This window comes from uncultured Roseobacter sp., from assembly GCF_947496515.1.
Lineage (GTDB): Bacteria > Pseudomonadota > Alphaproteobacteria > Rhodobacterales > Rhodobacteraceae > Roseobacter.
Genome location: NZ_CANMDB010000002.1, coordinates 1 through 26,300 on the forward strand (window position 1 = coordinate 1; position 26,300 = coordinate 26,300).

Annotated in this window: 18 protein-coding genes and 1 pseudogene; 3 read left to right on the forward strand and 16 right to left on the reverse strand. The window is 62.7% G+C overall.

Annotation, left to right across the window (positions count from 1 at the left end):
* Positions 1-857 precede the first annotated feature (857 nt).
* The 11 genes and pseudogenes from Q1A53_RS03650 to Q1A53_RS03700 all read right to left on the reverse strand — a co-directional run.
* Positions 858-950, reverse strand: a pseudogene (locus Q1A53_RS03650) (transposase); the annotation flags it as partial.
* Between the two features lie 853 nt (positions 951-1,803).
* Positions 1,804-2,259: a CoxG family protein gene (locus tag Q1A53_RS03655; protein ID WP_299963087.1), complete on the reverse strand. Its 456-nt coding sequence runs from the start codon at positions 2,257-2,259 to the stop codon at positions 1,804-1,806.
* A gap of 110 nt (positions 2,260-2,369) precedes the next feature.
* On the reverse strand, positions 2,370-2,978 hold the full coding sequence (locus Q1A53_RS03660) for a nucleotidyltransferase family protein (protein WP_299963089.1): 609 nt from the start codon (positions 2,976-2,978) through the stop codon (positions 2,370-2,372).
* Entirely contained in the window at positions 2,971-3,750 is a 780-nt protein-coding gene (locus tag Q1A53_RS03665) for an XdhC family protein (protein ID WP_299963091.1), read from the reverse strand. Before Q1A53_RS03665 ends, Q1A53_RS03660 begins: the two co-directional genes overlap by 8 nt.
* Positions 3,747-4,928, reverse strand: coding sequence for a VWA domain-containing protein (locus Q1A53_RS03670; RefSeq protein ID WP_299963094.1), 1,182 nt, complete (start codon positions 4,926-4,928; stop codon positions 3,747-3,749). The genes Q1A53_RS03665 and Q1A53_RS03670 overlap by 4 nt, the downstream gene beginning before the upstream one ends.
* Positions 4,925-5,800, reverse strand: a complete 876-nt coding sequence (locus tag Q1A53_RS03675) for a MoxR family ATPase (RefSeq protein ID WP_299963096.1) — start codon at positions 5,798-5,800, stop codon at positions 4,925-4,927. Before Q1A53_RS03675 ends, Q1A53_RS03670 begins: the two co-directional genes overlap by 4 nt.
* A 40-nt stretch (positions 5,801-5,840) precedes the next feature.
* Positions 5,841-8,267, reverse strand: a complete 2,427-nt coding sequence (locus tag Q1A53_RS03680; RefSeq protein ID WP_299963098.1) for an aerobic carbon-monoxide dehydrogenase large subunit — start codon at positions 8,265-8,267, stop codon at positions 5,841-5,843.
* Positions 8,264-8,758, reverse strand: coding sequence for a (2Fe-2S)-binding protein (locus Q1A53_RS03685; RefSeq protein WP_299963099.1), 495 nt, complete (start codon positions 8,756-8,758; stop codon positions 8,264-8,266). The genes Q1A53_RS03680 and Q1A53_RS03685 overlap by 4 nt, the downstream gene beginning before the upstream one ends.
* 12 nt (positions 8,759-8,770) lie before the next feature.
* A complete protein-coding gene (locus Q1A53_RS03690; RefSeq protein ID WP_299963101.1) occupies positions 8,771-9,625 on the reverse strand; it encodes a xanthine dehydrogenase family protein subunit M in 855 nt (284 codons plus the stop codon).
* Between the two features lie 116 nt (positions 9,626-9,741).
* Positions 9,742-10,854 (reverse strand): MHYT domain-containing protein, encoded by a 1,113-nt coding sequence (locus Q1A53_RS03695; RefSeq protein ID WP_299963103.1) that lies wholly within the window; start codon positions 10,852-10,854, stop codon positions 9,742-9,744.
* A 253-nt stretch (positions 10,855-11,107) separates the two neighbouring features.
* The gene (locus Q1A53_RS03700; RefSeq protein ID WP_299963105.1) at positions 11,108-12,004 is read right to left on the reverse strand and encodes a tripartite tricarboxylate transporter substrate binding protein; all 897 of its coding nucleotides are present in this window, start codon (positions 12,002-12,004) and stop codon (positions 11,108-11,110) included.
* A 129-nt stretch (positions 12,005-12,133) separates the two neighbouring features.
* Between Q1A53_RS03700 and Q1A53_RS03705 the strand changes: the two genes are divergently transcribed.
* A complete protein-coding gene (locus Q1A53_RS03705; RefSeq protein WP_299963108.1) occupies positions 12,134-13,030 on the forward strand; it encodes a LysR family transcriptional regulator in 897 nt (298 codons plus the stop codon).
* A 198-nt stretch (positions 13,031-13,228) separates the two neighbouring features.
* Positions 13,229-13,612, forward strand: a complete 384-nt coding sequence (locus Q1A53_RS03710; protein ID WP_299963110.1) for a BrnA antitoxin family protein — start codon at positions 13,229-13,231, stop codon at positions 13,610-13,612.
* Positions 13,613-13,619: 7 nt separating this feature from the next.
* On the opposite strand, the gene Q1A53_RS03715 is transcribed toward Q1A53_RS03710, so the two are convergent.
* The 4 genes from Q1A53_RS03715 to Q1A53_RS03730 form a co-directional block, all read right to left on the reverse strand.
* A complete protein-coding gene (locus tag Q1A53_RS03715; RefSeq protein WP_299963112.1) occupies positions 13,620-13,985 on the reverse strand; it encodes a hypothetical protein in 366 nt (121 codons plus the stop codon).
* A gap of 116 nt (positions 13,986-14,101) precedes the next feature.
* On the reverse strand, positions 14,102-14,710 hold the full coding sequence (locus Q1A53_RS03720) for a VPLPA-CTERM sorting domain-containing protein (RefSeq protein ID WP_299963114.1): 609 nt from the start codon (positions 14,708-14,710) through the stop codon (positions 14,102-14,104).
* Between the two features lie 26 nt (positions 14,711-14,736).
* Complete coding sequence (locus tag Q1A53_RS03725) at positions 14,737-22,101, reverse strand: ExeM/NucH family extracellular endonuclease (RefSeq protein ID WP_299963116.1); 7,365 nt, start codon at positions 22,099-22,101, stop codon at positions 14,737-14,739.
* Positions 22,102-22,713: 612 nt separating this feature from the next.
* Positions 22,714-23,025 (reverse strand): DUF1244 domain-containing protein, encoded by a 312-nt coding sequence (locus tag Q1A53_RS03730; RefSeq protein ID WP_299963118.1) that lies wholly within the window; start codon positions 23,023-23,025, stop codon positions 22,714-22,716.
* A gap of 207 nt (positions 23,026-23,232) precedes the next feature.
* On the opposite strand from Q1A53_RS03730, the gene pyk reads away from it, so the two are divergent.
* Complete coding sequence (pyk, locus tag Q1A53_RS03735; RefSeq protein ID WP_299963121.1) at positions 23,233-24,681, forward strand: pyruvate kinase; 1,449 nt, start codon at positions 23,233-23,235, stop codon at positions 24,679-24,681.
* 215 nt (positions 24,682-24,896) lie between these two features.
* Here the strand turns inward: pyk and Q1A53_RS03740 are convergent, their stop codons facing one another.
* A complete protein-coding gene (locus tag Q1A53_RS03740) occupies positions 24,897-26,117 on the reverse strand; it encodes a hypothetical protein (protein ID WP_299963123.1) in 1,221 nt (406 codons plus the stop codon).
* Positions 26,118-26,300: the final 183 nt, after the last annotated feature.

Below are 26,300 nucleotides of genomic sequence, written 5' to 3' on the forward strand. Positions count from 1 at the left end.
TTTGGTCGCTTGTTTGCCATGGTATTCCTCCGTTTTCCTAAACATAGCGGAGGACCACTCCAGTGGGGGAGGATCAACAGCGCAAGAATGGTCGCAGACCATCGCTGTGAACCTAACCGCCCAGTTACCGGCAGCAAGATGCACAAAGTCGCTGGCCTGATCAAACATGCGGTTTCCATTCTGTTTGAGGATATTCGCGATGCTCGGGGTGATGCGGTAAAGTCCACAGGTGCAAGAAACCTGTGTTGCTGGGAACCAACTATGTTGCACGAGAAGATTGTTACTCCGGACAAATTGAAAAGAAGTTGCCCTGCGAAACGGAGCTGTCGATTCAACCCGAAGAAGATCAGTCGCCTAAACATGACATCAACTATTGCGAGCTTTCCAAAGGAAACTCGGAATTGGCTACGCGAAAGCGAATTGGCGGCGCTATCATGCAAGCTGCAACTGAGAACTGCGTCGGCGCGGTCACCTTGGATCGCAATGAGCTACCGATGCTGGAATTGGGGAACCATTACCCGACTTACCTATCGCAGCTACAACTACTGCGCACATCGCGGCATGTGTCGATTTCATCGTCAGTCGATAGACGGCCCACAACGCCAACACTCACTGAATAGAATACTGAGCCGCTGCTACGGTGATTCAGCAAACGCACAAGCTCGATGTTCGCTTTGACGGGATGCGATGGAACAGGTCCGGGAGGACATGCATCACAAAGCGATGGATAGGTTCGAAGGCTGGCAGCCGCATCGCCTTCATCCCCTCTCGGGACGCAATGCCCTACCGGGCAGTGGATCCCTGCGCTTGGCCCTGTGATCCTTCCAACGGAACGCTATTGTGTCGGCAGCAGCTTGGACTAGGCGATGGTTGGAGACGGCGACGCGGTGGGTGCAGCGCGACAGGTAGATCAACAAGGCCGCTGGCCCGTTGAAGGGTGGCTTGGCATAGCCGCCCCGGTCCATCTTGCGTGGCGGGGCTGGTCATTCGGCGAAGGCGCTGGCGTCTGCCAATCCCGCAAGATCTTCGAAGAACCTCGGCGCCCCGGAACGGAGCAGGGCCAACGGCCCGTCCAGAAACAGTCGCCGGACCAACCGCGACAACACGCAGCCATTCGGAAAGCCCCCCGGTTTGCACGCAACCCACCTTGTGCCGTCCTCGGGCCGGCCGCCACCCGGAACAATAATATGGATGCGCCCCCTCTGAACCAGGGACGATCTAGTCGCGCCAGAACTCGAACAAACGCACCTCTGGTGTAACTTGTGGAGCAAACTGGTCATGCCGATGCCCGGGCGTCTCTCCACCGAAATGGGCTTACCGCTCTCTTGGCCAAGCATGGTTAAGGGATCGAAAGATCGCCCAACCAACAGATTGTACGGTGCGTGATAATGACACGCGCGCATCCAACTCCAGCCATTCCGATGACCGTGCTAAACCGGCGCTCGGTTGCGGTCGTCTTGCAGCAGCCAGAGCCGCTCATCAGCGTACCTCGGCCTGATATCCGCTTTGCGACAAGATGAACGTAATCGAAGCGGGTACTCAATTGCCGCTTGCCGCGAGAACCTCGACAATGTCTTGTGCAAGGCATCCAACACGCGGCACTGACTACCTTGCGCAAGGCAGTCTTTCGCCAAGGAGCCGGTCATACGGTCCGTTTCATCCAACAATGCGAGAGCGCAGATTGCCTTCGCGGTTCGCTTTTCTCTGGATGGAAACAGGCTCAACGCAAAGCGATGGTCTGTTATAACGTCCTCGGCTGCGTGACAATGCGGCCCCACATACGCCCGGAACCCGCGATGCGGCTCAGGCGGTGACATCCTCACTGACAACGTCAGCGAAGGACTTAAAGAACTTTGCCGCGAGTTTTTTGGCCGTGCTCTGGATCAGCCGACTGCCCAACTGCGCGAGCTTGCCACCGACATCCGCCTTTGCCTCATAGCGCAAAATCGTCGTGTCGGGGCCATCGGCTGTCAGTGTGACGTCCGCACCGCCCTTGGCGTGGCCCGCCGCACCGCCGTTGCCTTGACCAGTCAGGGAAAAGGCGTCCGGTGCCCCTTCGGTATCGAGTTGCACGTCGCCACTGAACCGGGCCTTCACAGGGCCGATTTTCAGGACCACCTTGGCTTCCAGTTCCGTATCCGAGTGCTTGATAAGGTCTTCGCAGCCGGGGATGCATTTCTGAAGCACGTCCGGGTCGTTCAGGGCCGCGTAAACCCGCTCCTTGGAGGCATTGATGGTGATTTCGTCGGCGAGTTCCATGTGATGTCCTTTTCAGCAACAGGAGAATTTGAGTGTGGCCAGATGATCGGCTTGGTCGGGCGTCAGGACCCATTTGCAACGTATGCTGGTGAAGAGCCTCCTTAGCGCTTTCATAGGACCTCCTTTAAATCTGCGGTGACGAAGGCGTTGTAGGCCTCCGGTGTGTCGACGTCCGCGTAAAATCCCGGCGAGGGCAGGCTGTGAAACTGGACCTGTTCTGGGTGGTCGCGGATGAAGGTCTTGCATCCGGGCGATACGGGATTTGCCAGCAGATGCGCGTGCAAGGCGCGGGTCACTACAATCGGATTACCCCTTTGGTTGCAGCGGACAGGGATCGAGATGCGCGCCGGGTCCGTATCGGTCTGCGCCGCCAACAAAAGGCGCAGGTCGTCGGGCGTGAGTGCGGGTTGATCGCCCAGCCCGATCAGCATCTGTTCGCAGCTCTCCGCTGCGCGCAATCCGCATGTCACAGACGTCTGCTGCCCATCGGCAAAGTCCGGGTTGTGGACGATCCGCGTATCGAGACCGTCAAGCGCCGCGGTGATCGCGGGTGCCTCGAAACCCGTCACGACCAGAACCCGGCCAGAGGTCACAGCGCGATAGGTTTTCACCACATGCCGGATCATCGGCATACCGCGGACCGGCAGGAGCAGCTTGTTCCGCTGTCCCATACGGCGGGACAGACCCGCCGCCAGAATGATCGCGCCAACCTTACGCACCGGTTTGCTTTGCTGCCGCGCGGCGTACCTGAACGAGCTGGGCCAGGATCGACAGCGCGATTTCTTCTGGGGTGACGGCCCCCAAATCGAGGCCCGCGGGCGCGTGAACGCCCTCTATCGCGGTGCTGTCGGTCCCACCGGCTGCCAGTTTTTCGGCGAGCGCTGCGTATTTCTTGCGACTGCCAACAAAGCCAACGTAACGGGTCGGACGCGCCAGTGCCGCCTTCAAGGCCTCATGATCTCCCTGGCCTTGCGTGGCAACGACGACGTAGAGCGGTTGCAAGGGCTTGGCGTCGGTCAGGCTGGCGCTGATCAACCAGTGAAATTCGGGCGCGAGGCTGCTCAGGGCCTGCGCGACGGGCGACGCCCCGATCACCGCAAGCTGCGGCAGTGGCAGGCAAGGCTCGATAAAGATATCGACGGTCCCGCGTGAGGGGCAGCCATTACGGGCAAAGCGGGTGCCGTCCACCTCATCCCCCACGCTCACACCTTTTTCGGCGAGCAGGTCCTCGGGTGCGACCGATACAAGCTGGGGCGTGCCATCCCGCAAGGCTTGCTGCGCCGCCCGCTTGACCGCGCCCCGCGTGCAGCCGCCGCCAAGCCAGCCCTGCAGGATCGTGCCATCCGCGCTCAACAATGCCTTGGCGCCGGGCTTGGCCGCGGTGGATCCCGCTGTGCGCACGATGGTGGCAAAGGCAAAGGGTTCGTCCCTGGCCCGCAAGGCCTGTGCCGCCTCGGCCAGATCGGTTGAGAGGATTTCGGCTGGGGTCATAGCGCCGTCAACTCCTGCTCCAAGGCGGCAAGGTCGCCGAGCGTATTGGCTGCTTTGAACAGATCGAGATGCGGCAGCGCCGCTGCCATTCCGGCGGCGACCGGGGCATAATCCACCCAGCCCTTCAGGGGGTTGAGCCAGATCACCTTGCAGCCGCGTTTGCGCAGCTTTGCCAGCGCTTCGCCGATCATTTGCGGTGCTTGCGTATCATAGCCGTCCGACAGGATCAGGACCACGCTGCGCCCATCGACGAAACGCTTGGCGTAGGTATCGGCAAAACGCATCAGGGACGGTCCGATCATCGAGCCGCCGCCAAAGCCATCGGCCATGAGCGACATCCGACCAATCGCGCGCATTGCATCCTTGTCGCGCAGCGCCTCGGTGATCCGCACGAGCCGGATGTGGAACAGGTAGGCATCCGCAGTATCATCCGACCGCATTAATCCGGCCAGAAAGGCCAGAAATATCCGCGCGTAGACTGACATCGACCCCGAGACATCGCATAATGCGACGATCTTGCGGGCGCGGTCGGGGCGTTTCCTGCGCAAGAGCCGCACAGGCTCTCCTCCCGTCGACAGGCTGCGCCGAATGGTTTTGCGAAAATGCAGCCTGTCTCCCTTGCGCGCCGCGATCCGGCGACGAGATCTGCGGTCACGCAAAGCAGCCCCCATCCGGCGCGCAACGACTTCCGCTTCGGCAATCTCTTCGGGACGCACCAGATCGCGCAGATCGCGGCGGTTCAGGTTGCGCTGAGCGGTGGCGATCAGCTTGCTGGTCGTATCGCTGTCGGCCTCTCCGCTCTCGGTCTCAGGCGCTGTGGCAGCACCCGCAGCGCCCGCGTCCTGACCTTGAGCGTCGCGCGAAGAATGGACGGTATCGCTGCCCGGTGCTGCGGTGGTCGGGGCGACCTTTTGCCGGACGCGGCCCATGTCCATCCAGTAGCTATCGAAGAGATCGTCGAAGCGCTCGGCCTCTTCCTGGCATCCGGTACAGACCGCCCGCAACGCGCGGCGACACGCATCGGGGTGAATGGCGCTCACGTGGGTAAGTGCGGCCATGGCGACATCAACCTCCGCCACACCCAGTCTCAGGCCGTTGGCACGCAGATGCGCGACAAAGCCTGCCACGCGGGCCGCCGGACCCGGATCGCGTGCCGCAAATTTCGTCACACGGCTCATGCCGCCCTGCCAGCAAGACGACCGGTTACCTCCGGCGTGATCTGGGCGTGATCGCTTTGCGTTTTTAAGAGCGTGCTCAGGGTTGATTGCAGCACCGCAGGGTCATCTGTCAGATCGGCAATGCCCAGCCCCATGAGGGCCGCCGCAAAATCCAGCGTCTCTGCGATGCCGGGCGTCTTTTCCAGCTCCTCCTCACGCAGTCTTTGCACAAAGCCTACGATCTGCGCCGCCAGCCGCGCCTCAACCTCGGGGCAGCGCGCCTTGAGGATCGCCAGTTCGGTCGCCTGATCGGGATAGGCCACATAGGTATAGAGGCAGCGCCGCCGCAAAGCGTCCGACAGGTCGCGCGTGCCATTGGAGGTCAGGATAACGATGGGCTGCGTCGTGGCCGCGATCGTGCCTAGCTCGGGGATGGAGACCTGATAGTCGGACAGAATTTCGAGCAGATAGGCCTCAAATTCCTGATCGGCGCGGTCGATCTCATCGATCAGCAGCACCGGTGCCACGTCCTGGGTGATCGCGGCCAGCAGAGGACGCTCCAACAGGAAATCGCGCGAAAAGATGCGATCCTCCACCGCTTTGCCCGTCTCGCCATCCTCGGCGGCCGCACGGATCGTGAGCAACTGGCGCTGGTAGTTCCATTCATAGATCGCTTGCGACGCGTCCAGACCTTCGTAGCACTGCAACCGGATAAGGCGCGTCCCCTGCACCTGCGCCAAGGTCCGGGCGATCTCTGTTTTGCCAACGCCGGCGGCCCCTTCCAGCAGCAGTGGTCGGCCCAGCGACAGGGACAGGTGCAGCGCGACGGCAAGGTCGTCGGATGCGACATAGCCCTCACCGGCCAGAGCTGTCTTGAGATCAGTCCAGGTCATCATACGCTCCGTTGGCGGGCTACCTCAGCCCGCCGGTCCTTCAACCGTGCAGGCCCAGTGCGTTGGCGGTCTTCCAGATCCGCCAGTGGTCGTGGGGCATGTTGGTGTGGGTGTTGCCAAACGGCCGGAAGGCATCCTGCACCGCGTTGGAAAAGCACGGCACCCCGCCCACATGGGGGCTTTCGCCCACACCCTTCGCGCCAATCGGGTGATGCGGGCTCGGCGTGACGGTGAAATCCGTCTCGTAGTTGGGCACTTCCCAGGCCGTGGGCAGGAAGAAATCCATCAGCGTGCCCGTCTTGCAGTTGCCCATGTCGTCATAGGCAATCTCCTGACCCAGAGCGACGGCCAGCGCCTCGGTGAGGCCACCATGTACCTGCCCTTCGATGATCATCGGATTGATCCGGGTGCCGCAGTCATCGAGCGCATAAAAGCGGCGGATCTCCGGCACGCCGGTATCCACGTCGATGTCCATCACGCAGACATAGGCACCAAAGGGATAGGTCATGTTGGGCGGGTCGTAGTAGCTGACCGCCTCCAGCCCCGGTTCAATCCCCGGGATTGCCTGATTATAGGCGGCAAAGGCAATGTCCTTCATGGTCTTGAACCGCTCAGGCGCACCCTTGACGACAAAACGGTCCACGTCGAACTCGACGTCGTCATCGTGGACCTCCAGCAGATAGGCCGCGATCATCTGTGCCTTGGCCCGGATCTTGCGGCCCGCCATTGCGGTCGCAGCCCCGGCCACGGGTGTGGAGCGTGATCCGTAGGTGCCCAGACCGTAGGGGGCGGTATCGGTATCACCTTCCTCGATCGTGATGCTGTCGGCGGGCAGGCCGATTTCACTGGCCAGGATCTGGGCAAAGGTGGTCGCATGCCCCTGTCCCTGACTGATAGTGCCCAGCCGAGCGATGGCCGATCCTGTGGGGTGAATGCGGATCTCGCAGCTGTCGAACATGCCAAGGCCGAGGATGTCACAGTTCTTGACTGGTCCGGCGCCCACGATCTCGGTGAAGAAACTCAGACCGATGCCCATCAGCTTGCGGGTTTTGCCCGCCTTGAAGTCCGCGACACGCTGGGCCTGTTCGGCCCGCAAGCCGTCGTAGTCAACGGCTTTCAGCGCCTTGTCCCAGGCGGTGTGATAATCGCCGCTGTCATACTCCCAGCCAAGCGCCGCAGTATAGGGGAACTGCTCCTTGCGGATGAAGTTGATCCGGCGCAGTTCTGCTGCGTCCATGTCAAGCTTGATCGCCAGCACCTCGATCATGCGTTCGATGAAATACACAGCTTCCGTCACCCGGAAGGAACAGCGATAGCTGACGCCGCCGGGGGCCTTGTTGGTATAGACGCCGTCGACCTCCAGATAGGCCGTCGGGATGTCGTAGGACCCGGTGCAGATGTTCATGAACCCGGCGGGGAATTTCGTGGGATCCGCGCAGGCATCGAACCCGCCGTGGTCCGCCGTCACGTGACACTGCAAACCGGTGATCTTGCCTTCCTTGGTGGCGGAGATCTTGCCGGTCATATGGTAGTCGCGCGCAAACGCGGTGGTCATCAGATTGTCCATCCGGTCTTCGATCCATTTGACGGGCTTGCCCGTGACGATGGAGGCCACGACCGAGCAGACGTACCCGGGATAGGCCCCCACCTTGTTGCCGAAGCCGCCGCCGATGTCGGGGCTGATGACGCGGATGTTGTGTTCCTCCAGACCGGAAATCAGCGACACGATCGTGCGGATCGCGTGCGGCGCCTGGAATGTGCCCCACAGCGTCAGCTTGCCGTTGACCTTGTCCATCGAGGCCACGCAGCCGCAGGTCTCCAGCGGGCAGGGGTGCGTGCGGTGGTAATACATGGATTCCTCGGCCACGACCTCTGCGTTGGCGATGACCTCTGCGGTGGGTGCCTTGTCACCGGCCTCCCATGTAAAGATATGGTTGGCATGTTTGCGGGGACCGTGGGCACCGTCCGGCAACGTGCCGTCTTCGGCCACCAGATCCTCCCGCAGGACCACATCTGATGTCAGCGCCTCGAACGGATCCACCAGCACCGGCAGATCTTCGTAGTCGACCTCAACCAGTTCGATCCCGTCCGCGGCGGCAAAGCGGTCCTCGGCCACGACAAAGGCAACCTCCTGCCCTTGAAACAAGACCTTGCCATCGGCCAGTACCATCTGTTTGTCGCCTGCCAGCGTCGGCATCCAGTGCAGGCCAAGCGGCTCAAGATCGGCGGCTGTCAGCACCGCCAGAACGCCGGGCACCTCAAGCGCTGCGGCGGTGTCGATGCTCTTGATCCGCGCATGTGCGTAGGGGGAGCGGACAAAGTCACCGAACAGCATGCCGTCCAGCTTCAGATCATCGACGTAGTTGCCCTTGCCCTGGGTAAAGCGCGCATCCTCGACACGCTTGCGCGAGCAGCCCATGCCCTTGAGGTTATCGACGCGCTCTTCGCGGGTGACTTCATCTTTCATTCTGCGGCCTCCTTGGCGGCGGACATTTCGGTGGCTGCGGCCTGAATGGATTTCACGATGTTCTGATACCCCGTGCAGCGGCAGATGTTGCCTGCCATGCCAAACCGGATTTCCTCTTCGGTGGGGGTGGGGTTCTCCTCAAGCAGCTTGGCCGCACGGGTGATCATGCCCGGCGTGCAATAGCCGCATTGCAGCCCGTGGTGCTCCTTGAACGCTGTTTGCAGCGGATGCAGATCGTCCGGGCCACCAATCCCTTCGATGGTCGTGATGTCCTTTCCATCCGCCTGGGCGACGAACATGGTGCAGGCCTTGACCGACTTGCCGTCGATGGTGACGGTGCAGGCCCCGCAGTGGGAGGTTTCGCAGCCGATGTGCGGGCCTGTGATGTTCAGCCGCTCGCGCAGGGTATAGATCAACAGTTCGCGGGGTTCGGCGAGGAACTCCTCCTGCTTGCCGTTCACCGTCAGGGCGTATTGCTGTTTCTTCGACACTTGAAATCCTCCTTATGCCCGGGACCAGGCACGCGTAACCGCGCGCCGCAGAATCACGCCAGCCACATGTTTTTTGAAAGCGACGGGTCCGCGGTTGTCCTCGCTCGGATCGATGTCGTTCAGCATGGCGGCGACCGCGGCATTCAAGGCGGCCTCATCCAGCGTCGACCCCACGAGCGCCGCGCCAGCGGCCTCGGAAAACACTGGCGTGTCGCTCAGGTTTGTCATCGCGATGGAGGCGCTTGCACAGGCCCCAGCCTCCTTGACGATCTGAACCGCTGCGGCCGCTGTCGCATAATCCCCGATCTTGCGCTTTTGCTTTTCATAGGCGTGACCGCCTTTCGGCGTCGGAAGCGTGACAGCGGTGAGCACCTCATCATCCTCGCGGGCGGTCATATAGGCCGCCTCGTAGAAATCACGGGCCGGAATGCTGCGCTCACCCTCCGGGCCGACGACGACAAAGGTTGCGTCGAGGCATTGCATCAGCCCCGGCATGTCATTGCCCGGATCACCGTTCGCCACATTGCCGCCGACAGTACCCATATACCGGACCTGCGGGTCCGCGATCTGCAGAGAAGCCTCGCGCAGGATGGGCGCGGCCACAGCCAGCGCTGCGTGATCGATGATAGCGGCCTGGGTCACCATGGCGCCGATGCGAATGGTGTCGGTTCCGACCTCGATGCCGGTCATCCCGCCAACATCCTGCAGGTCGATCAGGTGCGGCACCTCCGCCATGCGCAGCTTCATCATGGGGATCAGGCTGTGCCCGCCTGCCATGACACGCGCGTCATCGCCATGCTCTTCGAGCAGAGACAACACACCAGCCATGTCCTTGGGTCGGTAATACTCAAATGCCGCTGGAATCATCGGCTTTTCCTCCCTGAAAGCGATTATTCTTGCTTGGCCAAGAGATTGCCCTGAGCGGTGTCCGGTGGCTTCAGAAAATCAATGAAACACCGGTCTTTTGCACCAAATGCGCGCGATCACGCACGAATTGCGCCGACCTGCGCCGCCAACGCGTCCTGAATCATCTTCAGCTTTGAGCGGCTGACCGGCGCGGGCGGCAGTTGATCGCTTTCAAAGATGCACCGACCCTTGTCTTTGGTCCGCTCGAACCGCGTGACCCGCTTGGGATTGACCAGATAGCTTCGGTGCGTTTGCAGAAAGCCAAGCGGCAAAAGCCGTTTTGACGCCTCCGTTACAGGCCAGGCGCAGAACAGACGCTCCGCTGTGGTGTAGACTTGGGTGTAATGGCCGTCGGCGCGCACGAACGAGATCTCGTCTGATCGGATGAACACCTTGGCCCCGTCGCGTTCACACGGAATTTGCAGGCTCATGGCGCCCGGTTGTGTTTCGGCCTCCGGGTCGGGTCCATTGGCGTCCTGGGGTGCAAGATAGGTGATACTCACCCACAAACACGCCCCGAACATCACAAAGCTGAAGAAGATGACCCCAAGCGCAAGGGTCTCGTTGCTCATCATCGGACCAAAGTCAGATGTCACCGGCTCCGGCACGAAGTTTGTCCCGGCCATCGCCAAGAAATGGACCGAGCAAACGGCAACCGCAAAGCACAGCGTACCCAGCAGTATGTTGCGGTTGGTGCGCTGGCCGTAGGCGATACCAAAGGCGAGCATACACAGGCCAATGGCCGCAACCGACGACAGCAGCACCCCGATGGGTGAATAGACCGCGCGGCACAGCTCCAGCCCGGCCATCCCGATGTAATGCATCACCAAGATGCCGACGCCAACGATGCCACCGGCCAAGGCAATGATCCGGGGCGTTCGTTTGGTGAAATGCAGCAGGATCAGCGCCCCGCCCACAAGCAGGATCGCCGTCAACGCCGAGACGAGCGTGATCGCCGCATCATAGTAAAACAGGATCGGCAGTTCGAGGCCCAACATGGCCACAAAATGCATGGCCCAGATACCGCCGCCCAAGGCCACTGCTGCCAATGCGATGGACAGTTTCTTTTGAAACACCGGTTTTGCGGAGAGGTCGCGGGTCAGGGACAACCCGGTAAATCCGGCAACCATCGCAACGACGCAGGACATTATGATGAGGAAGCTGTTGTGGGTGACTGTCAAGAAGTCCATGACACGCAAAATGACCAAATCTGTGGCACTTTGCAAACATCGAAGGCCATCGGTCGCCCCGACGATTTGCGACCCCGGTCGGGCAAGTATCGGTCCGGAGCCAACCCGGAAGATAGGTTTTACCGCTCTCGCAAATGACCAGCGACCTTCGGTTTGCGCGACGGCGGTCGCTCGTGATTTTTCCCGGCTATCCCTGCACTTTCAGCGCGTCGATCACCGGTTGGCTTTCTTGCTGCATCTGACGCAACCGCGCTTAGGTGTCGGCACCGTTCAAAAAGGCAGGCACGTTACCACGCTCGCGCATCAGGTCGGCGAATTGCCGGGTCTCGGTGATCTCTTTCCATGCCGCTTCCATGCCGCTGACGATCTGCGGATCAGTCCCCTTGGGCGCGAAGAACACGATGGGGGACGAGACAGCAACGTAGTCAAAACCCAGATCTGCCAGCGTCGGGACGTCATCGCGGATCGGATCCCGCTCCGGTGCGGCCAAGGCCAGGACGCGCAACTCCGTCTCGAAACCGGCGGCCTGCTGGATGCCGACGAAGGCGAAATCGACCTGTTCGCCGATCACGGCGGCGCGTGTCGGACCGCCTCCCTTGAACGGCACGTCCTGCGCCTCCAGATCGTTGTGGTTGAGGAAGCTCTGGCCTGCCATCTGATGGAAGCCGCCGCGCCCGTTGTGCGCCCACCTGAGCGATCCGGGGTCGGCTTTTGCGGCGTCGACCAGATCCTGAACATTTTGAAACGGGCTGCTCGCCGGGACAATGACCGCCGGTGTCAGGTTGCCGATTTGTGCAATGATCTCAAAGCTGTCGAACGGGTTGACATCCGTCTCGCGGAGCATGGACGTCAGCAGGAACGACCCCGAGGATGTCACCATGACCGTATTGCCATCTGGCCGCGCAGCGGCTGCTTCGGTGGCGCCGGTGATACCCGACGAGCCCGGCTTGTTCACGATCACGAGCGGGACCGGAAGAATACCTTCGGCCGAGGCCGCCGCCGCCCGTGCCAGGGCATCGGTGCCGCCACCGGCGGAGTAGGGCAGAATTGCATTGATGGGGCGGCGCGGCGCCCATTCGGCCAGTGCTGGGCCTGCGGTCAGCAAGGCAGATGCTGACAGGCCTGTTTTGATGAAGTTCCGTCTGTTCATAATGTCCTCCCCTCGGACGTCGGCACTCCCTCTTTTCCGGGCGCCGTTCGAATTCTGACTGGAACTTAGCAAAGCAGGTAGCGTATAAAAAACGCAATTAACGCATCTATAAATCCAAAAAGTAGAACGATGAACCCGCGGTCCTTGCGCATTTTCGTGTATGTCATGGAGGAGGGCACGCTGGTGCGTGCCGCAGAACGCATGCACCTCAGCCAGTCTGCCGCAAGTCGGCAGCTTGCCTTGCTGGAGCAGGAGTTCGATGTCAGCCTGTTCAGCCGCGATCAAAAACGCCTGATCCCCACGCCACAAGCGGAGGCCTTTTATCCTGAAGCGCTGAGTTTGCTTGCCCAGATTGATGATCTGCCCGCGGTCTTCGCCCAGATGAAACGGGACGTTCGCAGCCCGCTTCGGATCCTGTCCCAAACGCGCATTGCAAATGGTCTTGTGCTGCCGGCCATCGCGGAGTTCGCGGTGGCCCACCCCGATCAGCCGGTCAAACTGGAGATCATGCTGCGAAGAGATCTTGGACGGCGGATCATGCACCGACGGTTTGATCTATGTGTGTCGGCCCTGCCGTTGCCGGTGGAAAAGCTTGACCCTGTCTCGCTTGGGGCGACCAGACTGTGCATCGCGCTGCCGCGCGAACACGCGCTCGCATCGCGCAGCATCCTGAGCCCCAAGGATTTGCGCGGTGTGCCCTACATCGCCCTTGATGAGACAACCGTGCTTCGCCGTCTCATTGACCGTGAGGTCGCAGGCCTGGGCAAACCGGCATATGAGGTGTCGGTGGGCACGGCAGCGTACCGACTGGTGCACCGCGGGCTTGGGTTTGCCTTCGCTGACCCGGTGTCTCTCGATCCCGAGCTTGCGGAAGGGATTGCCCTGGTCCCGTGGGAGCAACATTTGACAATCGAGTTCGGGTACTTCGTGGCGGGACGACAGGCGACAGAGAAATCGGCCCATGCCTTTGGGGCCATCCTCAAGCGGCAGTTTTTGGACAAGTCCCACGAAGCGACGGGACCGTAAACAGGGGTACCGATCGGGGCTCCGGTGGCTCGCCGCCTCCCGCAAAGCGGGCGTCGGCAGGCCTGTCCTGTGGTGCCGTCGGTGCGGCGGCGGTATCACGTCGGTACAGCGTCGGTATGACGTCGGTGTGCCGCGCGCGGTGCGCTTGGGCGGTGTTAAGAGGTTTGCGGCAGGATCAATGCCGAAAGGAGGCCCGCCATGGCACAGATGACGAAATCCGAAAGGCTCGCCCGGCGACGGCTGATGTATCACCTCTGGGTGCAGGACGAGGACAGTCCGCCACTGCAGGAGATGCGCGCGGAGCTGCCCGAGGCCTGGCATACGGTCGAAGCCGATATCGACTGTTACGAGCCCAAGGAAAAGATTACGCTCTACCTCGATCAGTCGGTGGCCAAGCTGTTTCGCGGCATGGGCAAGGGGTATCAGGCGCGGCTGAACCGGATCCTGCAGCTGTGGTTGCAGATGAAGATGGCCGGGCTGATGGAGGAGGACGCGGCCCTGAGCAAGCGCCGCAGCCAGCTGATGGCCGCGGAGCAGGAGACCGGGCGCTATCCCGGATGGGGGCCCGTGGTACGGGAGTGATCCTGCGTTATTTCTCCACGGTGACGTCGCAGCCGCTGTCGGTGCCGGTGAAGACATCGCTGGTGCCCTCTCGGGTCAGCACCACTTGGCTGAAGCCGCTACCGACCCAGTTCATGTTCACCTTCAGCGTATCCCCTGCTAGCGTTGCGGCGAGGCGGTTTTTCTGACCGAGGTTGTTTTCGTAGCGGCCGACGAATTCGTTCGGGCTGGTCTCTGTCACACGGGCAACGCCTGTGAGCGTGGTGTCGCCGAGCGGGCTCCGGGGGGAGCAGATGGCCTGAACGTTCCAGGTGCCGTCCGGATCGGGCTCCGGCAGGGGGGCGCAGGCAGCGATGAGAAGGGCTGCGGGCAAAAGCAAGGCAGAACGGGTCATAAAGCATATCCTTGTAAATACGGATTTTTTACGGGCTGCTCCGGGCCTTGTCCAGAAGGAAGCCTTAAAAGCGCACCGGCCCCACGGGGGACCGGTGTCTTGTGGGCCGGGGGCTGTTAGCTGTAACGGCGCAGCACGAGCAGACCGCCAAGCCCCGCGAGCAGCAAGGGCAGACCTGCGGGCAGGGGGATCGGGCTGACCGGGGCGAGGTTGCCGGTGATCGTTGCCGTACCTGCGGGAAACGCCCCGTCGAAGAGACCCGACAGCAGGGTGATGCCGCTGTTGGCCGCGATGGTGAATTCCAGCAGGACCTGGCTGCCGAAGTCGCCCGCGGCGCGGCCTCCGATCGTGTCAAAAAGAAACTCCAGCGTGGTGTCGGTAAAGCCGAAATCCACGAAATCACCTAGCACCAGGAAATCTCCGTTTGGGTCACCGCTGGCGTCGAGCGTACCGAAGTCGATGGCGAAGGGATCGCTCAGCCCGGTTGTCGCGGTGAAAAACAGAGATGGTGCGGTGCCGAGTGCGACACCGTCGCCGCCGGTGATCGGGGCGATCCCGATGAAGCTTCTTGTGTCGGAGGCCGCGTTCTCGAAGTAGTCAATGGAAATGGCGCCGATGCTCAGGCTGGGCCCGCTGCCCACGAGGTCGAGCGATTTGGCGGAGGCTGCGTGTGCGCCGATCAGCAGGGCGAGGCCTGCGAAAGCGGTTTTGAGGGATCTGTACATGGTGGTCCTTTCAGAATGTATTTGGATCAGGCGAGGGGGCTGTCTTCGACCAGGATGGTCAGGCTGTCCGCTGTCAGCCCGCTGCCCTGAAGGATGAGACTGTCGTTGTCGCCCTCGAAAATGATGCGCAGGCCAAAAGACAGCTCGCGGATGCTGGCAATCTCGGTGCCGTCGGTGAGGGTCAGGCTGTCCTCTGTGGCATCGAACCCGGTGATGAAGTCCTGTTCGCGCGCGCCGTTCTGTGTCTCTGCCCCGAAGACGAAGGTGTCTGCACCGGCCCCCCCGTCCGCGCGGTCGTACCGGCCCGCGCCGCTCTCGATGCGGTCGTCCCCGTCCGTGCCGATGAGACGGTCGCTGCCGGTGGTGCCTTCGACCAGGTTGACGGGGGCGTCGAACTGGAAGGAGACGATGACCGGGTCGTGGTCGGAGTTGCGCGCCGCCGTGTCGCCGTCAAAGATCGCCGGATCGCGGGTGCCGAAGGTCACGGTGCCCGCGTTGTTGCGGATCTCCAGCTGGTAGTCGACGGCATCGGCCTCGTCCGCGTTGATGTGCCATTCGGTGACGCCGGTGACATCCTCCAGGATGCCGCCCTTGCCGAGGATGTAGTCGAGCGTGCCGGTCTGACCGTCGAAGACGTAGGAATAGGCGTCCTCGCCCAGAGCATCGTAGGCGATATCGGTATAGCCCACGTCCTCCAGTGCGGTGATCGGATCCTCCTGGGCGTAGGCGTTCATGTCGCCGATGATCAGCACGTCGCCGTCGCCGACACCGGTGGGATCGGTCTCCAGATGGGCGGCAAGGACCTTGGCGGCCTCTTCGCGGGTGGCGTTGTTGTTGCCCTGGCCGTCGCCCTGATCCTCGTCCACCGCAAGGCCCGAGAGCGAGCCCTTGGATTTGAGGTGGTTGACGGAGACGGTGAGCACCTCGCCGCTGTCGATATGCTCGAAGCTTTGGGTGACCGCAGGGCGGTTGAGCCCGTCGCGCGGGCTGTTCAGCGGATCGACGAAGCTGTCGTCATCGAGGATGTCGAGGGTGCCCACGGGTTTCGCGGTCTCCAGCTTGTAGATGACCGCGTTGGTGATGGCATCCGTGCCGACCTGCCCGGTGTTGATGAAGCCGTAGACCTCGCTGCCCAGTGCTGCATTGACCGCCGCCACGAGGGAGGCCAGCGGCGCGGAGGAGACGTGGTTCTCGATCTCGATCAGACCCACCACATCGGCGTCCATCGCGGTGATGGTTTCGACCAGTTTTTCGGTCTGGCGGTCGAGTTCCGCCTGGGTATTGGCGCCGCGCGGGCCTGCGCCAATGCTGGTTGTGGTGGCGCCGTCATTCAGCGTGGTGAAGTAATTGAGCACGTTGAGGCTGGCGACCTTGAAGTTGCCGCCGGTATCCTCTGGCGTCTCGGGGCGCGGGTTGGTGGGGGTGTATTCCGCATCCGGCGCCTGCAGCCGGTATTCACCGAAATCGAAATCCACCACGCCGGTGATGTTGGAGAGCGTGTCTCCCATGCGGAAGTTGTCAGCGGATGTCAGCAGCCCGTCGTCACCGTCGGGGATGCGGATGTCGAAGTCGTTCTGGCTGAGGCGGCCATCGTCGATGGTGATGGAGCGCGCCTCGACCTCGGCGACATAGGCGGCGAAGGCTTCGGCATCGGGGGCGTTGTTCTGGGTGAACTGGGCAAAGCGTTCGTCCGCCACGGTCAGCGTGCCGAACCGGTCGAGATCGAAGAGCTCTGTCACGATCATCTCTTCGATCACCGCGATCATGCCTTCGACCGCTTCGAGGTTGGGCGACATATCGGGGCCGAAGTCCACCACGGTGGCGTCCGGCAGGGTCTGGCCGGAGGCTTCGATGGTCACAGTATCGGCGTTGATCTGGGTGCGCCCGCCGTCCTCTGCCACGGTGCCGGTGATGGTGACCAGATCGCCCACGGCGACGTTCAGCAGCGGGGTGGCACCGTCTGCAATGAAGATGCCTTCGGAGGTGAGGGAGGAGGCGTCATAGTCGATCATCTCCTCCTGCACGAAGAAACCACCCAGATCGCCCGTGGAAAAGCCGTTTGACTGGAAATCCGCTGTGACGATGGCCTGAATGGTGACGGTCTCGCCCACCAGTGCGCTGGCCGCGCCGTCGCCTTGGACTTCGCTGATCAGCGTGATGTCTTCGGCGACGCTGACGTCATAGAAGGTCAGCGTGCCCGAGACCTCGCTGGTCACGGCAAGCAGCGGGCCGCCCGTGGGGCTGTCGGCGGCGGAGATGAAGGCGAGGCCTTCGGGGCCGATGTCGCCTTCGGTGCGGACATAGGTGATGAAGTCCACATCCGACGGGTCGGAGATGTCGTAGACCATCACGCCGCCCGCGCGCTCCAGCCCGACGAAGGCAAAGCTGCGCCCGCCGATCTCACCGATTACCACCGATTCAGGTTCTGCGCCCTTGTCATCGGAGCGGCTGTCGAAGCTGTCCGCCGTGCCGTTGGAGTTGAAGACCTCGGGTGCCTCGCGTGCGATGATCTGGGCAAAGTCGTCGCCACTGTCGAAGACCACGTTGCCTGCGTCGTCGAAGATGGTGAAGGAGCGTGCGCCGAAACTGTGGAGCACGTCGATGTCGCCATCGCCGTCGGTGTCGCCGTCCACATTGGAGAACTTGAGCCGACCAAGCTGGGCATCGTCGGCGAGCTGCGCGCGCAGCTCGGCGGAGATATTCGCATCCACCTCGCCGTTCGTCAGATCCCCGTCCACCAGATCCGCACCGCGGCTTTCATCCACATCGCGGCCGTCGCCCTCGTTGGCGGTGACGAAATACTTGCGCCCGGCGACCGTGTAAGAGGCCATGCCGTCGGGCATGTAGAGGCCGCGGATGTCATAGGTGTCGATGTTGATGCCGTCGTCGCGGTTGGAGGCGTCGAGGCCGTTGCCGGAGGCGGAATGATCCTTGGTGCCGAGGCCAATCACCGTGTCGATGGTGAAACCGCCGGGGTTGGTGATGTCCTCGATCACCGCAACGGCGTTGTTCTCCTGCAACGCGATATAGGCGGTGGTGCCGTCGATGGTGATGTATTCCGGTTCGATATCCGCGGCGACGGACGGTGCCTGCCCGTTGATCCGCACGCTCGCGGCGGCGAGCGTCTCTGCCGTCAGCGAAGGGTGGTCGAAGCCCAGCGTGGTGACGGTGGAAGCCGCGGGATCGGCGGTGTTGACCGCGATGACCGAGACAGAGCCTGCGGGGTTCGGCAGCGCACCCGGTTCGTTTTCATCACCAGCCGACTGACCCTCATTCGCGACGAGCAGATAGCTGCCCGTGGCGTCAAAGGTCAGCATGTCGGGCAGCGCGCCCACGGTCACCGCCCCGAGAAAGTCGAGCGTGCCGGTGTCGTATAAGAACACCTGACCCGGTTGCAGCGGATCCGCGCCGGGGACGGCCGCGGCGAGGATGCCGTTTGCCACGCTGACGGAGGTGACCGCGTTATCACCCGCGCCATTGGAGACCGGCGTGAGCAGGATCTGGATCGCCAGGCTGGCAGGGTTTTCGGCGTTCAAAACCGTGATGCCGTCGCCCGACGTGACAAAGGCGCGGTCCGTTCCGCTGTCAAAGGCCACGATCTCCGCCCCGCCCGTGTGCTCGGTATCCAGCGCCGTGAGCTCCAGCCCGAAGGCATCGGGCAGCACCGGTGTGGGGATGAAATCGGTCGTGATCTCGATATTGTCGATATAGGCGCTTTCCGAGCCTGAATTGGTATCGACCGCCGCCACGAGCTGAACCGAGGTGGCATCGGCAGCGACCACGCCGCTGAGGTTGATCCAGCTGCCGGCCACGTCCTCCAGCGCGTCGCCCGAGGCGGAGAAGAGCACCACGTCGTCGCCTCCCTCGACCACGGCGCGGATCTCGACGGTGTCGTCGTCCTCGTATCCGTCGGACTGGATGAAGAGGTCGAGCGAGACCTGCACCTCGCCCGCCGCGGAGCTGTCCACCGCCTCGAAGGTGGTGATCATGCGCCCATCGGTGTCGTTGAACTGGTAGCCCTGGGTGCCGTCGGTATAGCTGCCGACGGTGCCGGTGAAGCTGGAGACGCCCACGAAATCGCCGTCTGTCAGGCCGGTGCCGTCGCGGGTATTCTCGTAGGTTGCGTCAAAGGCCAGCGTGCCGTTGAGCGCGATGCCGGAGGCGGTGGAATCCACCGCAGATTCGCCCGGGTTATTGACCAGATCGTGGTCGACCAGCGGGTCACCGGTGTCGGTGTAGCGCGCGCCGGTGGCCTCCGCCTCGAAGCTCTGGGTGTAGGTGAACTCGGACGGCGCGCCGGTGCTCGCGTCAATCACCGTGTCCTCGCGGAAGGCGAGGTTCTGCAGGCGCGCGTCCTGATCGCGGTCGGTATCGACGGCGTCAAAAGCGGTCTCGGGTGTGGCGAAATTCGCGGCGAGATATTCGGCCAGCGCATCCTGCTCGCTGCCGTCCGCGGCAAAGGTGGCGACGCCGGTGCGGTCCTCGGGTGCGGCGGTGTCATCGACCAACGAGACGGTGTTGACGCGGGCCTCGGCCAGATCGGGGAAGGGATAGCCGTCACCGCCACCGGCCAGAAAGCCCAGCGTGACCATGCGGATCTCGGCGGCACCGTCGCCCTGCAATGCGCCCTCGCGCACCAGCACGTCGATATCGGTGCCTTGCGCATCGGTGATGGCGGCGCTGACGATGCGCGCGCCCGGCGGCAGCGTCAGATCGAAGCTGAACTGCACGCCCGACACCTGCGGGAAGCGCCCTTGGGTATTGCCGTCGTCGGGGGAGGAGGCGGCCAGACCATGCTCCAGCAGGGCCACCAGCTCGGCGCGCGTCACCGTCACCAGCGTCAGCCCGTTGTTGAAGCTGAGCGCATTGGTGATGTCGGTCTGGGAGATGCCGCCCTGCGGTTTGATCACAGTGCCATCGGCGTCGGTGATCTCTTCGTTGGGCAGGCGCACGGGTTCGAACCCGCCCGTCGGCACGACGGTCTGGCCGATGTCGTTGCGGATGCCGCCGCCGTTCTTGAGCGAGACCAGCACGGTGCTGTCCACCGCCTTGGCCGCGGCGAGGTTGGCGTCTGCGGTGAGGTTGCCGAGGTTGGTTTCCTCGGTGCGGACGGATCCGCGGGTGCCGTTGAGAAAGACATCCGAGACGCCGAAGACGTTGCTTTCAGTGGCGAGGATCTCTGTTCGCAGATCGTCGACGATGGCCTGGATTTCGGGGTCGATCAGGCCTTCGGCGTTCAGCGCCGCGACGCCCGCGTCATCTGTGGCATAAGCGCCGGAGACCTCCGCATCGTAGCTTTGCGCGATCACATGGCCGTCGGCGTCGAAATCCACCACCAGGCGGCCCACGTAGGTGTAGTTGCCGTCGGTGTTGACCAGCGCGGTGGTGTTGCCGTCCGCGTCCTGCAGGAAGGTGGGGTACTGACCCTGGTCGCTGTCACCGGGGCGCGGCGTGTCGGTGTCGTCAAAGAGCCGGGTGTTGGAGCCGCCCGCGACCACGATATCAACGCCCGAAAGGCGGGGGATCAGCGCCGTTTCGATGCTGATCTGCTGCATGTGCGACAGCAGGATGACCTTGTCGAGGCCGGGGGTGGCGGCGAGAAGCGCATCGACCTCCGCCTGGATCTCGGCGGCCAGCGCGTCCAGCTGTGCTTCCGACGGCACGCCGTCGAAGCTGCCGGGCGCGATGGTCACACCGCCGGGGGAGGAGATGCTGGCGAGCAGGGGGGTGGTGGCACCGATGACGCCGATCTTCTCGGCCGTGGGGCCAGTGTCGATCACCACGGAGGAGGTGATGCTGTTGGCCAGCGGCGCAGCACCGCCTGCGACCTCCAGCGGGGCAAGATCGGCATCTGTGGAGACATCGAGGTTGGCCGACAGGTAGGGAAAGAGCGCACCGGCGTAGTCGCCGTCCGCCGCGATCAGATCCGCCAGGGCAGCCGTGCCCCGGTCGAATTCGTGGTTGCCCAGGGCGATGGCCTGCACGCCCAGTTCGTTCTGGATAAGGATGTCGCCCCGGCCCGCGCCGCCAAAGACGGGATCCGAGGCATCAAAGAACACGCCCGGGATGATCGCGTCGCCGGAAGAGAGCACCAGCGTGTTGTCCTCGATGCCGTCGTCGCCCAGATCCTGCGCCTTGAGCGCTGCCAGTACGGCGGAGAAGTTGGGCGTGTCCTCCAGCGCTGGGATGCCCGCCTCCTGATCGGCGAAGTGAAAGAGCTCCAGCGTGAAATCGGAGGTGGGGGGCGGCGTGATCGCGGCGCCGTTGCCGGGCGAGCCCACGGCGGGGGTGTCGCCCGCGCTGCCGCCTTCGGCGAGGGTGGTCACGGCGCCGCCGCTGCCGGGCTGGCTGAAGGCACCGGCGTCCACATCGTAGGAGGCCGCGTCATTGCCGGCGGTGTCCGGGTAGGCTTCGCTGTCGAGCAGCGCACCGCCCAGGTCGGGATCGCCCAGCCACAGGGTGACCGCATCGCCGTCGCCGCCGAGGCCTGCGCCGTCCACATATCCGACCTCGACGCCGCTGAGGTCGATGGCTTGCTGCCAGACCTCGGTGAACTCTGCCGCATCGGCAGCCACGCCCACGACCACAATGGCGCTTTGACCGGGCGCGAGGCTGGTCAGCCCCTGAATTTCATCTGCCACAGCCGCATCCGCGGAGGCGTCGTCGTAGAACAGCGGACCATTGTCGGCGCGCGTCCAGGTGGTGGTGCCGGTGTTGGTGATCTCGAACCAGTCTTCGGTGACATCCGTGCCACTTTGCCCGGGCCAGATCTCGGTGACCTGGAGAGTGGGGCTCGCATCCGCGGGCGTGACGGTGAAGGCGCTGACGGGCGCGGGCAGATCAGCGGTGACGTCGGCTCCCGCCCAGTTGGCGGGATCGCCGATGGCGGCGAGCAGCTCCGCCCGGGTCCCGCCCGTGGGTCCCTGATAGCGGATGTTGTCGAATTCCTGCGTGGCGGAGGCGCCGATGGCCACGGCGGTGGTGCCTTCGGTCAGACCCGGGGCAAGGGCGGTGGTGTTGGAACTGGTGGCATCGGCCTCGAAGACCGTGCTGTTGCCCTGAAGGCTGTACAGAAAGGTCGCAGCACCGGTGCCGTCGGTCTGGTAGGCGGTGATCTGATCGCCGCTGGCAGAAAGGGCAAAGCTGCCGCTCACCGCGGTGAACGCCTCCGCATTGCCCAGAAGCGAGACGACGGTGCCCGCGGCCAGATCGGCGGGCGCGGTCCAGCGCAGCACGCCTTCGTTGCTGCGGAAGCTGCCGTCCGCCTGCACGCCATTGTCGGTAAAGAGAATTTCCGTGCCCACCGCAACGGGCGACAGGAGGACGAAAGCAAAATCATCTGGATTGTCGGATGTCAGACCAATCAGGGCGATATCACCGGCTGCGAGCATGAAAAAAGTTCCTTCTAAAACCCCGGACATCCCCGTGGATCGTCCTGTGCCATTCTGGCTTATGGGCAGACGTTAACAGTTTCGTAACGATTCGCTCCCCCGACCACGGTCAGGCCTCCGTAACGTCATCCCGGGATGCGTAAGAAAACGGCAGCTATTGTCGGAGAGGTTCTCGCCCGGTCTCGTGCATCCGTTTCGCAAGACCAGTGCGATGGGGGGGTGATCGGTCAGGGGGCTTTGCATGTTGATCGCGACAGCGCTGGCGCAAGGAACCCGACAGAACGCCGTTGGCCCGGGGGTGCGGCTCGCCGTCATCACCCTAGACGTCAGGGGTCCGCTGAGCGCCGCCCGGTGCGAGAGATCAGGCGGATCGCGATAGCGCCGTCGAGCGAGAGGACATGGGACGGTCGCCACGTATGCGCCAGACTAGTCACCTCCGCGCAGTCAGAAAATGGTCTTTGCCGATAACAGCATCATTGGGCCTTCGGAGCTGCCCTTGGTTTAGACGTGGATGTGCCGGTATCGCTGCGCTGCAACCGACCACGTCAGAAAGTCTGCATAACAAGAAGGTCTGGCGGCAAGACAGGTACCATGGCCTGCCGCCGGGCAGCGTCAGCCCTTGCCCACGTTTTCCGCAAAGGCGGTCTTGAACGTGTCGCGCTGTTCGGGGGAGGCGTCTGTCTGGTAGTTGGCTTTCCAGTCCTCCATCGACATTCCGTAGAACAGGCGGCGCGCTTCGTCTTTGCTCATCTCGATGCCGCGGCTGGCGGCGGCTTCCTGATACCAGCGGCTGAGGCAGTTGCGACAAAACCCGGCCAGATTCATCAGGTCGATGTTCTGAACATCTGTCCGATCTTCCATGAGATGCTTTTGAAGACGCCGGAAAGCGGCTGCCTGTAGTTCGATCTCGGTCTGGCTGGGCATCATTGGCCTCCTTTTCTCACCTCCTCTTTAGATTGGGATCGAACCACGGGCTGTCAACAGCCCCGCTGATCGCTTCTTGGGCGGCTTGACGGTGATTGTGGGCCCAATCCGATTCGCCGCTGCAGCGTGTGGTTGCCCCGCCTGAAATCATGGGACATAAGGTGGGCAAAACCGTTAGCGGTAACTGCTCAAGGGGGCATACGGACGATGAGACGCTCGCGCAATGTGAAGATCGTGGCCACGCTTGGCCCTGCATCAGAGACCTATGAGATGATCCACGCGCTCCATCTCGCCGGTGCCGATGTGTTCCGGCTCAACATGAGCCACGGCAGCCACGAGGAGATCCGTGAGAAACACCGGATCATCAGGCAGATCGAGGAGGAGACCGGCGGCAGCATCTGTATTCTGGCCGATCTTCAGGGGCCGAAGCTGCGCGTGGGTGTCTTCGGCAATGACGAGGGCGAGATGCTCGACGAAGGTGCCGCGTTTCGCCTCGATCTCGATGAAGCCATCGGGGATGCCACCCGCGTATGCCTGCCGCATCCGGAGATTTTTGCGGCGCTGAAGCCGGAGGCCCATCTGCTCGTCAACGACGGCAAGATCCGGTTGAAGGTCGAGGCCTGCGGACCCGATTTCGCCGATTGCACGGTGATTGCGGGCGGCGTCATTTCGAACCGGAAGGGCGTCAACGTGCCGGACGTCGTGTTGCCGCTGGCGGCGTTGTCCGACAAGGACCGCGAGGATCTGGAGTTTGTCTGCGAGCTTGGGGTGGATTGGCTGGCGCTGAGTTTCGTGCAGCGGGCGGAAGACGTGCTGGAAGCCTCGGATCTGGCGAACGGTCGCGCCGCGATCCTCAGCAAGATCGAGAAGCCGGCGGCGGTGAACAACTTCGATGACATCCTGGCGGTCAGCGACGGCATCATGGTCGCGCGCGGAGACCTCGGGGTGGAGCTGCCGGTTCAGAACGTCCCGCCCATCCAGAAGCGGCTGGTGCGTCGCTGCCGTCGGGCCGCCAAGCCGGTGATTGTCGCGACCCAGATGATGGAAAGCATGATCGAAAGCCCGATGCCGACGCGGGCGGAGGTGTCGGATGTGGCGACAGCCATCTACGAGGGCGCTGATGCGGTGATGCTCTCGGCGGAATCGGCTGCGGGCGCCTACCCGGTGGAGGCAGTGACCACCATGAACAACGTGGCAACCGAGGTCGAGCTTGATCCCACGTACCGGCAGATCATCGAATCCTCGCGCGAGACCGCGGGCATCACCATCGCCGATGGCATCGTCTCCGCCGCAAGGGAGATTGCGGAGAAGACCGAGATCAAGGCGATCTGCTGCTTTTCGCAAAGTGGCACGACCGCGTCCCTGACCGCGCGTGAACGCCCGCGGGTTCCGATCCTGGCGATGACCCCGCTGCGCAGCACGGCGCGACGGCTCACCCTGAGTTGGGGGATCAATTGCGTGATGACCGAGAAGCTGGATCGTTTCAAGCTGGCGGTGGTGGCGTCGGCCCGGGCGGCGACGCGCCAGGGCTATGCGGAGACCAACGATCAGATCGTCGTCACGGCTGGCGTGCCGTTCAACGTGCCCGGCTCCACGAATATTCTGCGCGTGGCGCCCTGTGATGAGCGGCTGATCTTTAACACCGACCCGGAGTAGCGTTGCAGGCCTGCGTGCCCGGCAACAGGCGGTGATGCACCATCGGTATTGTGTGCCTGGCAGATCGCCGCTTCATTCTTTGGATGAGGGGTCGCGGCTTTAGAGGGCGATTGCCGCCGCGCCCGAGGGGTGGGGCACGTCATGGCGAGATCAGTTGTCTTTTTGGGCGTCTTGCGCGCCGGGTGAGCTGGTTTGCTGCATCAGAGTGTTCCTGATCAGGCGGCTTTGCGGGATCCTCCCTGCAGCAATTCGGCAGCCGCCAGAATTTCAGAGACAGAGGCTTCAATCCGCGCAAGGACCTTCGACAGGTCCTTTTCGATCGACAGCAGTTGGCTGGCGATATCATTCAGCCCTGCGGTGTCGCCTGACAGCTTGGATTGCTCGATGTTGCACATGATGCGTGTCATCTCCAACGCCGAAAGGGCGCGCCGAAATGTCTTGCAAAGGTTGGCGAGGTCAGAGGCGCGTTCCGCTGTGCGGAACACGGCGGCTTTGGCCTGCTCACTGTATTGCGTATATAATACAGCCAGCGCGTCTTGGTCAGCGGCACGTCTTTCCTTGTCGGTCGTGGTTTCCTGATCGAATTGCTGACGCACCTCTTCCATCAACAACATGGTGCCGGTGTAAAACCGGGTTTCCTGGATCGGGCCTGCACCAAGCTCCGCTGCGGTTCGCAGCTTTCTGACTTGTTCATCGAGGTTCTGGGTCATGGTCTGGTGATTGCCGGAAATCACGCTGATGGGTCCCTCACGCCCCTCGATCTTGACCGCCTGAAGCCGCATGTTGAAGGGGATCTGGCGGCTCCGTTCAAAAAGAGCACCGACCGTCTGCGCGTCCTGACCGACGGACTGGACGGCTGTCTGAATCTTTTTCAAGGCATCAAGGCTTGTAACACGCCCCCGCTCCAGCCCTTCGGCACGTGCCATCATCTCCCCGCTCAGGGCATCGGTCATGAAGTCATCGTAGTCTGTGTAGTCTGACCCGATGGTGGCATCCAGCAACCGGGCCTCGCTTTCCTCCACGGACATATCGCCACTGTCTTCGGCGGCGCGCAGATCGGTATAAAGCGCCTTGATCTGCTCCAACCGCGTCGAGACCGGCTTCAGGCGCAGCGACAGGTAGCCGTCATCAATCGGCATCACGACCGCGAAGACCCAGTAACAGGTGTCGTCCTTGGCCTTGTTGACGATGTAGGCACCGATGGGTTTGCCCGACTGCAGCGTCGACCACATCAGCCGGAAGACGGCGCGTGGCATCTGCGGATGCCGGACGACCTTGTGCGGCGCGCCCAAAAGCTCGTCCCACTCCATGAAAGACACATGGCGAAAGACCTCGTTGGCCGAGCGGATGACGCCGCGGGTGTCGGTGCGTGAGAAAAACAGCTCTTCTAGCTTGAAACGGTTGGTTTCTACCGCGTTGGTCAGATTCTGTTGCAAACGAATTCTCCTACATGCGCGCACATTGCACAGGGCAGCTTCACAAAGGATTAAGATGCAAAGCGGCCCCCGGGACGCGCTGTGACCAGGGCAGGGTGCGATGCGCCGGGATGTTGCGATACTGCACCGCATCGCCGGCATCTCCCCTTGTCACGGGCAGCGCTTTGTTCTAACAGGCGCGCT

Bases quoted from the DNA above. Each gene is read 5' to 3' on its own strand.
- Q1A53_RS03655 (WP_299963087.1), bottom strand. From the start codon at position 2,259: ATGGAACTCGCCGACGAAATCACCATCAATGCCTCCAAGGAGCGGGTT.
- Q1A53_RS03665 (WP_299963091.1), bottom strand. From the start codon at position 3,750: ATGACCCCAGCCGAAATCCTCTCAACCGATCTGGCCGAGGCGGCACAG.
- Q1A53_RS03670 (WP_299963094.1), bottom strand. From the start codon at position 4,928: ATGAGCCGTGTGACGAAATTTGCGGCACGCGATCCGGGTCCGGCGGCC.
- Q1A53_RS03675 (WP_299963096.1), bottom strand. From the start codon at position 5,800: ATGACCTGGACTGATCTCAAGACAGCTCTGGCCGGTGAGGGCTATGTC.
- Q1A53_RS03680 (WP_299963098.1), bottom strand. From the start codon at position 8,267: ATGAAAGATGAAGTCACCCGCGAAGAGCGCGTCGATAACCTCAAGGGC.
- Q1A53_RS03690 (WP_299963101.1), bottom strand. From the start codon at position 9,625: ATGATTCCAGCGGCATTTGAGTATTACCGACCCAAGGACATGGCTGGT.
- Q1A53_RS03695 (WP_299963103.1), bottom strand. From the start codon at position 10,854: ATGGACTTCTTGACAGTCACCCACAACAGCTTCCTCATCATAATGTCC.
- Q1A53_RS03700 (WP_299963105.1), bottom strand. From the start codon at position 12,004: ATGAACAGACGGAACTTCATCAAAACAGGCCTGTCAGCATCTGCCTTG.
- Q1A53_RS03705 (WP_299963108.1), top strand. From the start codon at position 12,134: ATGAACCCGCGGTCCTTGCGCATTTTCGTGTATGTCATGGAGGAGGGC.
- Q1A53_RS03710 (WP_299963110.1), top strand. From the start codon at position 13,229: ATGGCACAGATGACGAAATCCGAAAGGCTCGCCCGGCGACGGCTGATG.
- Q1A53_RS03715 (WP_299963112.1), bottom strand. From the start codon at position 13,985: ATGACCCGTTCTGCCTTGCTTTTGCCCGCAGCCCTTCTCATCGCTGCC.
- Q1A53_RS03720 (WP_299963114.1), bottom strand. From the start codon at position 14,710: ATGTACAGATCCCTCAAAACCGCTTTCGCAGGCCTCGCCCTGCTGATC.
- Q1A53_RS03725 (WP_299963116.1), bottom strand. From the start codon at position 22,101: ATGCTCGCAGCCGGTGATATCGCCCTGATTGGTCTGACATCCGACAAT.
- Q1A53_RS03730 (WP_299963118.1), bottom strand. From the start codon at position 23,025: ATGCCCAGCCAGACCGAGATCGAACTACAGGCAGCCGCTTTCCGGCGT.
- pyk (WP_299963121.1), top strand. From the start codon at position 23,233: ATGAGACGCTCGCGCAATGTGAAGATCGTGGCCACGCTTGGCCCTGCA.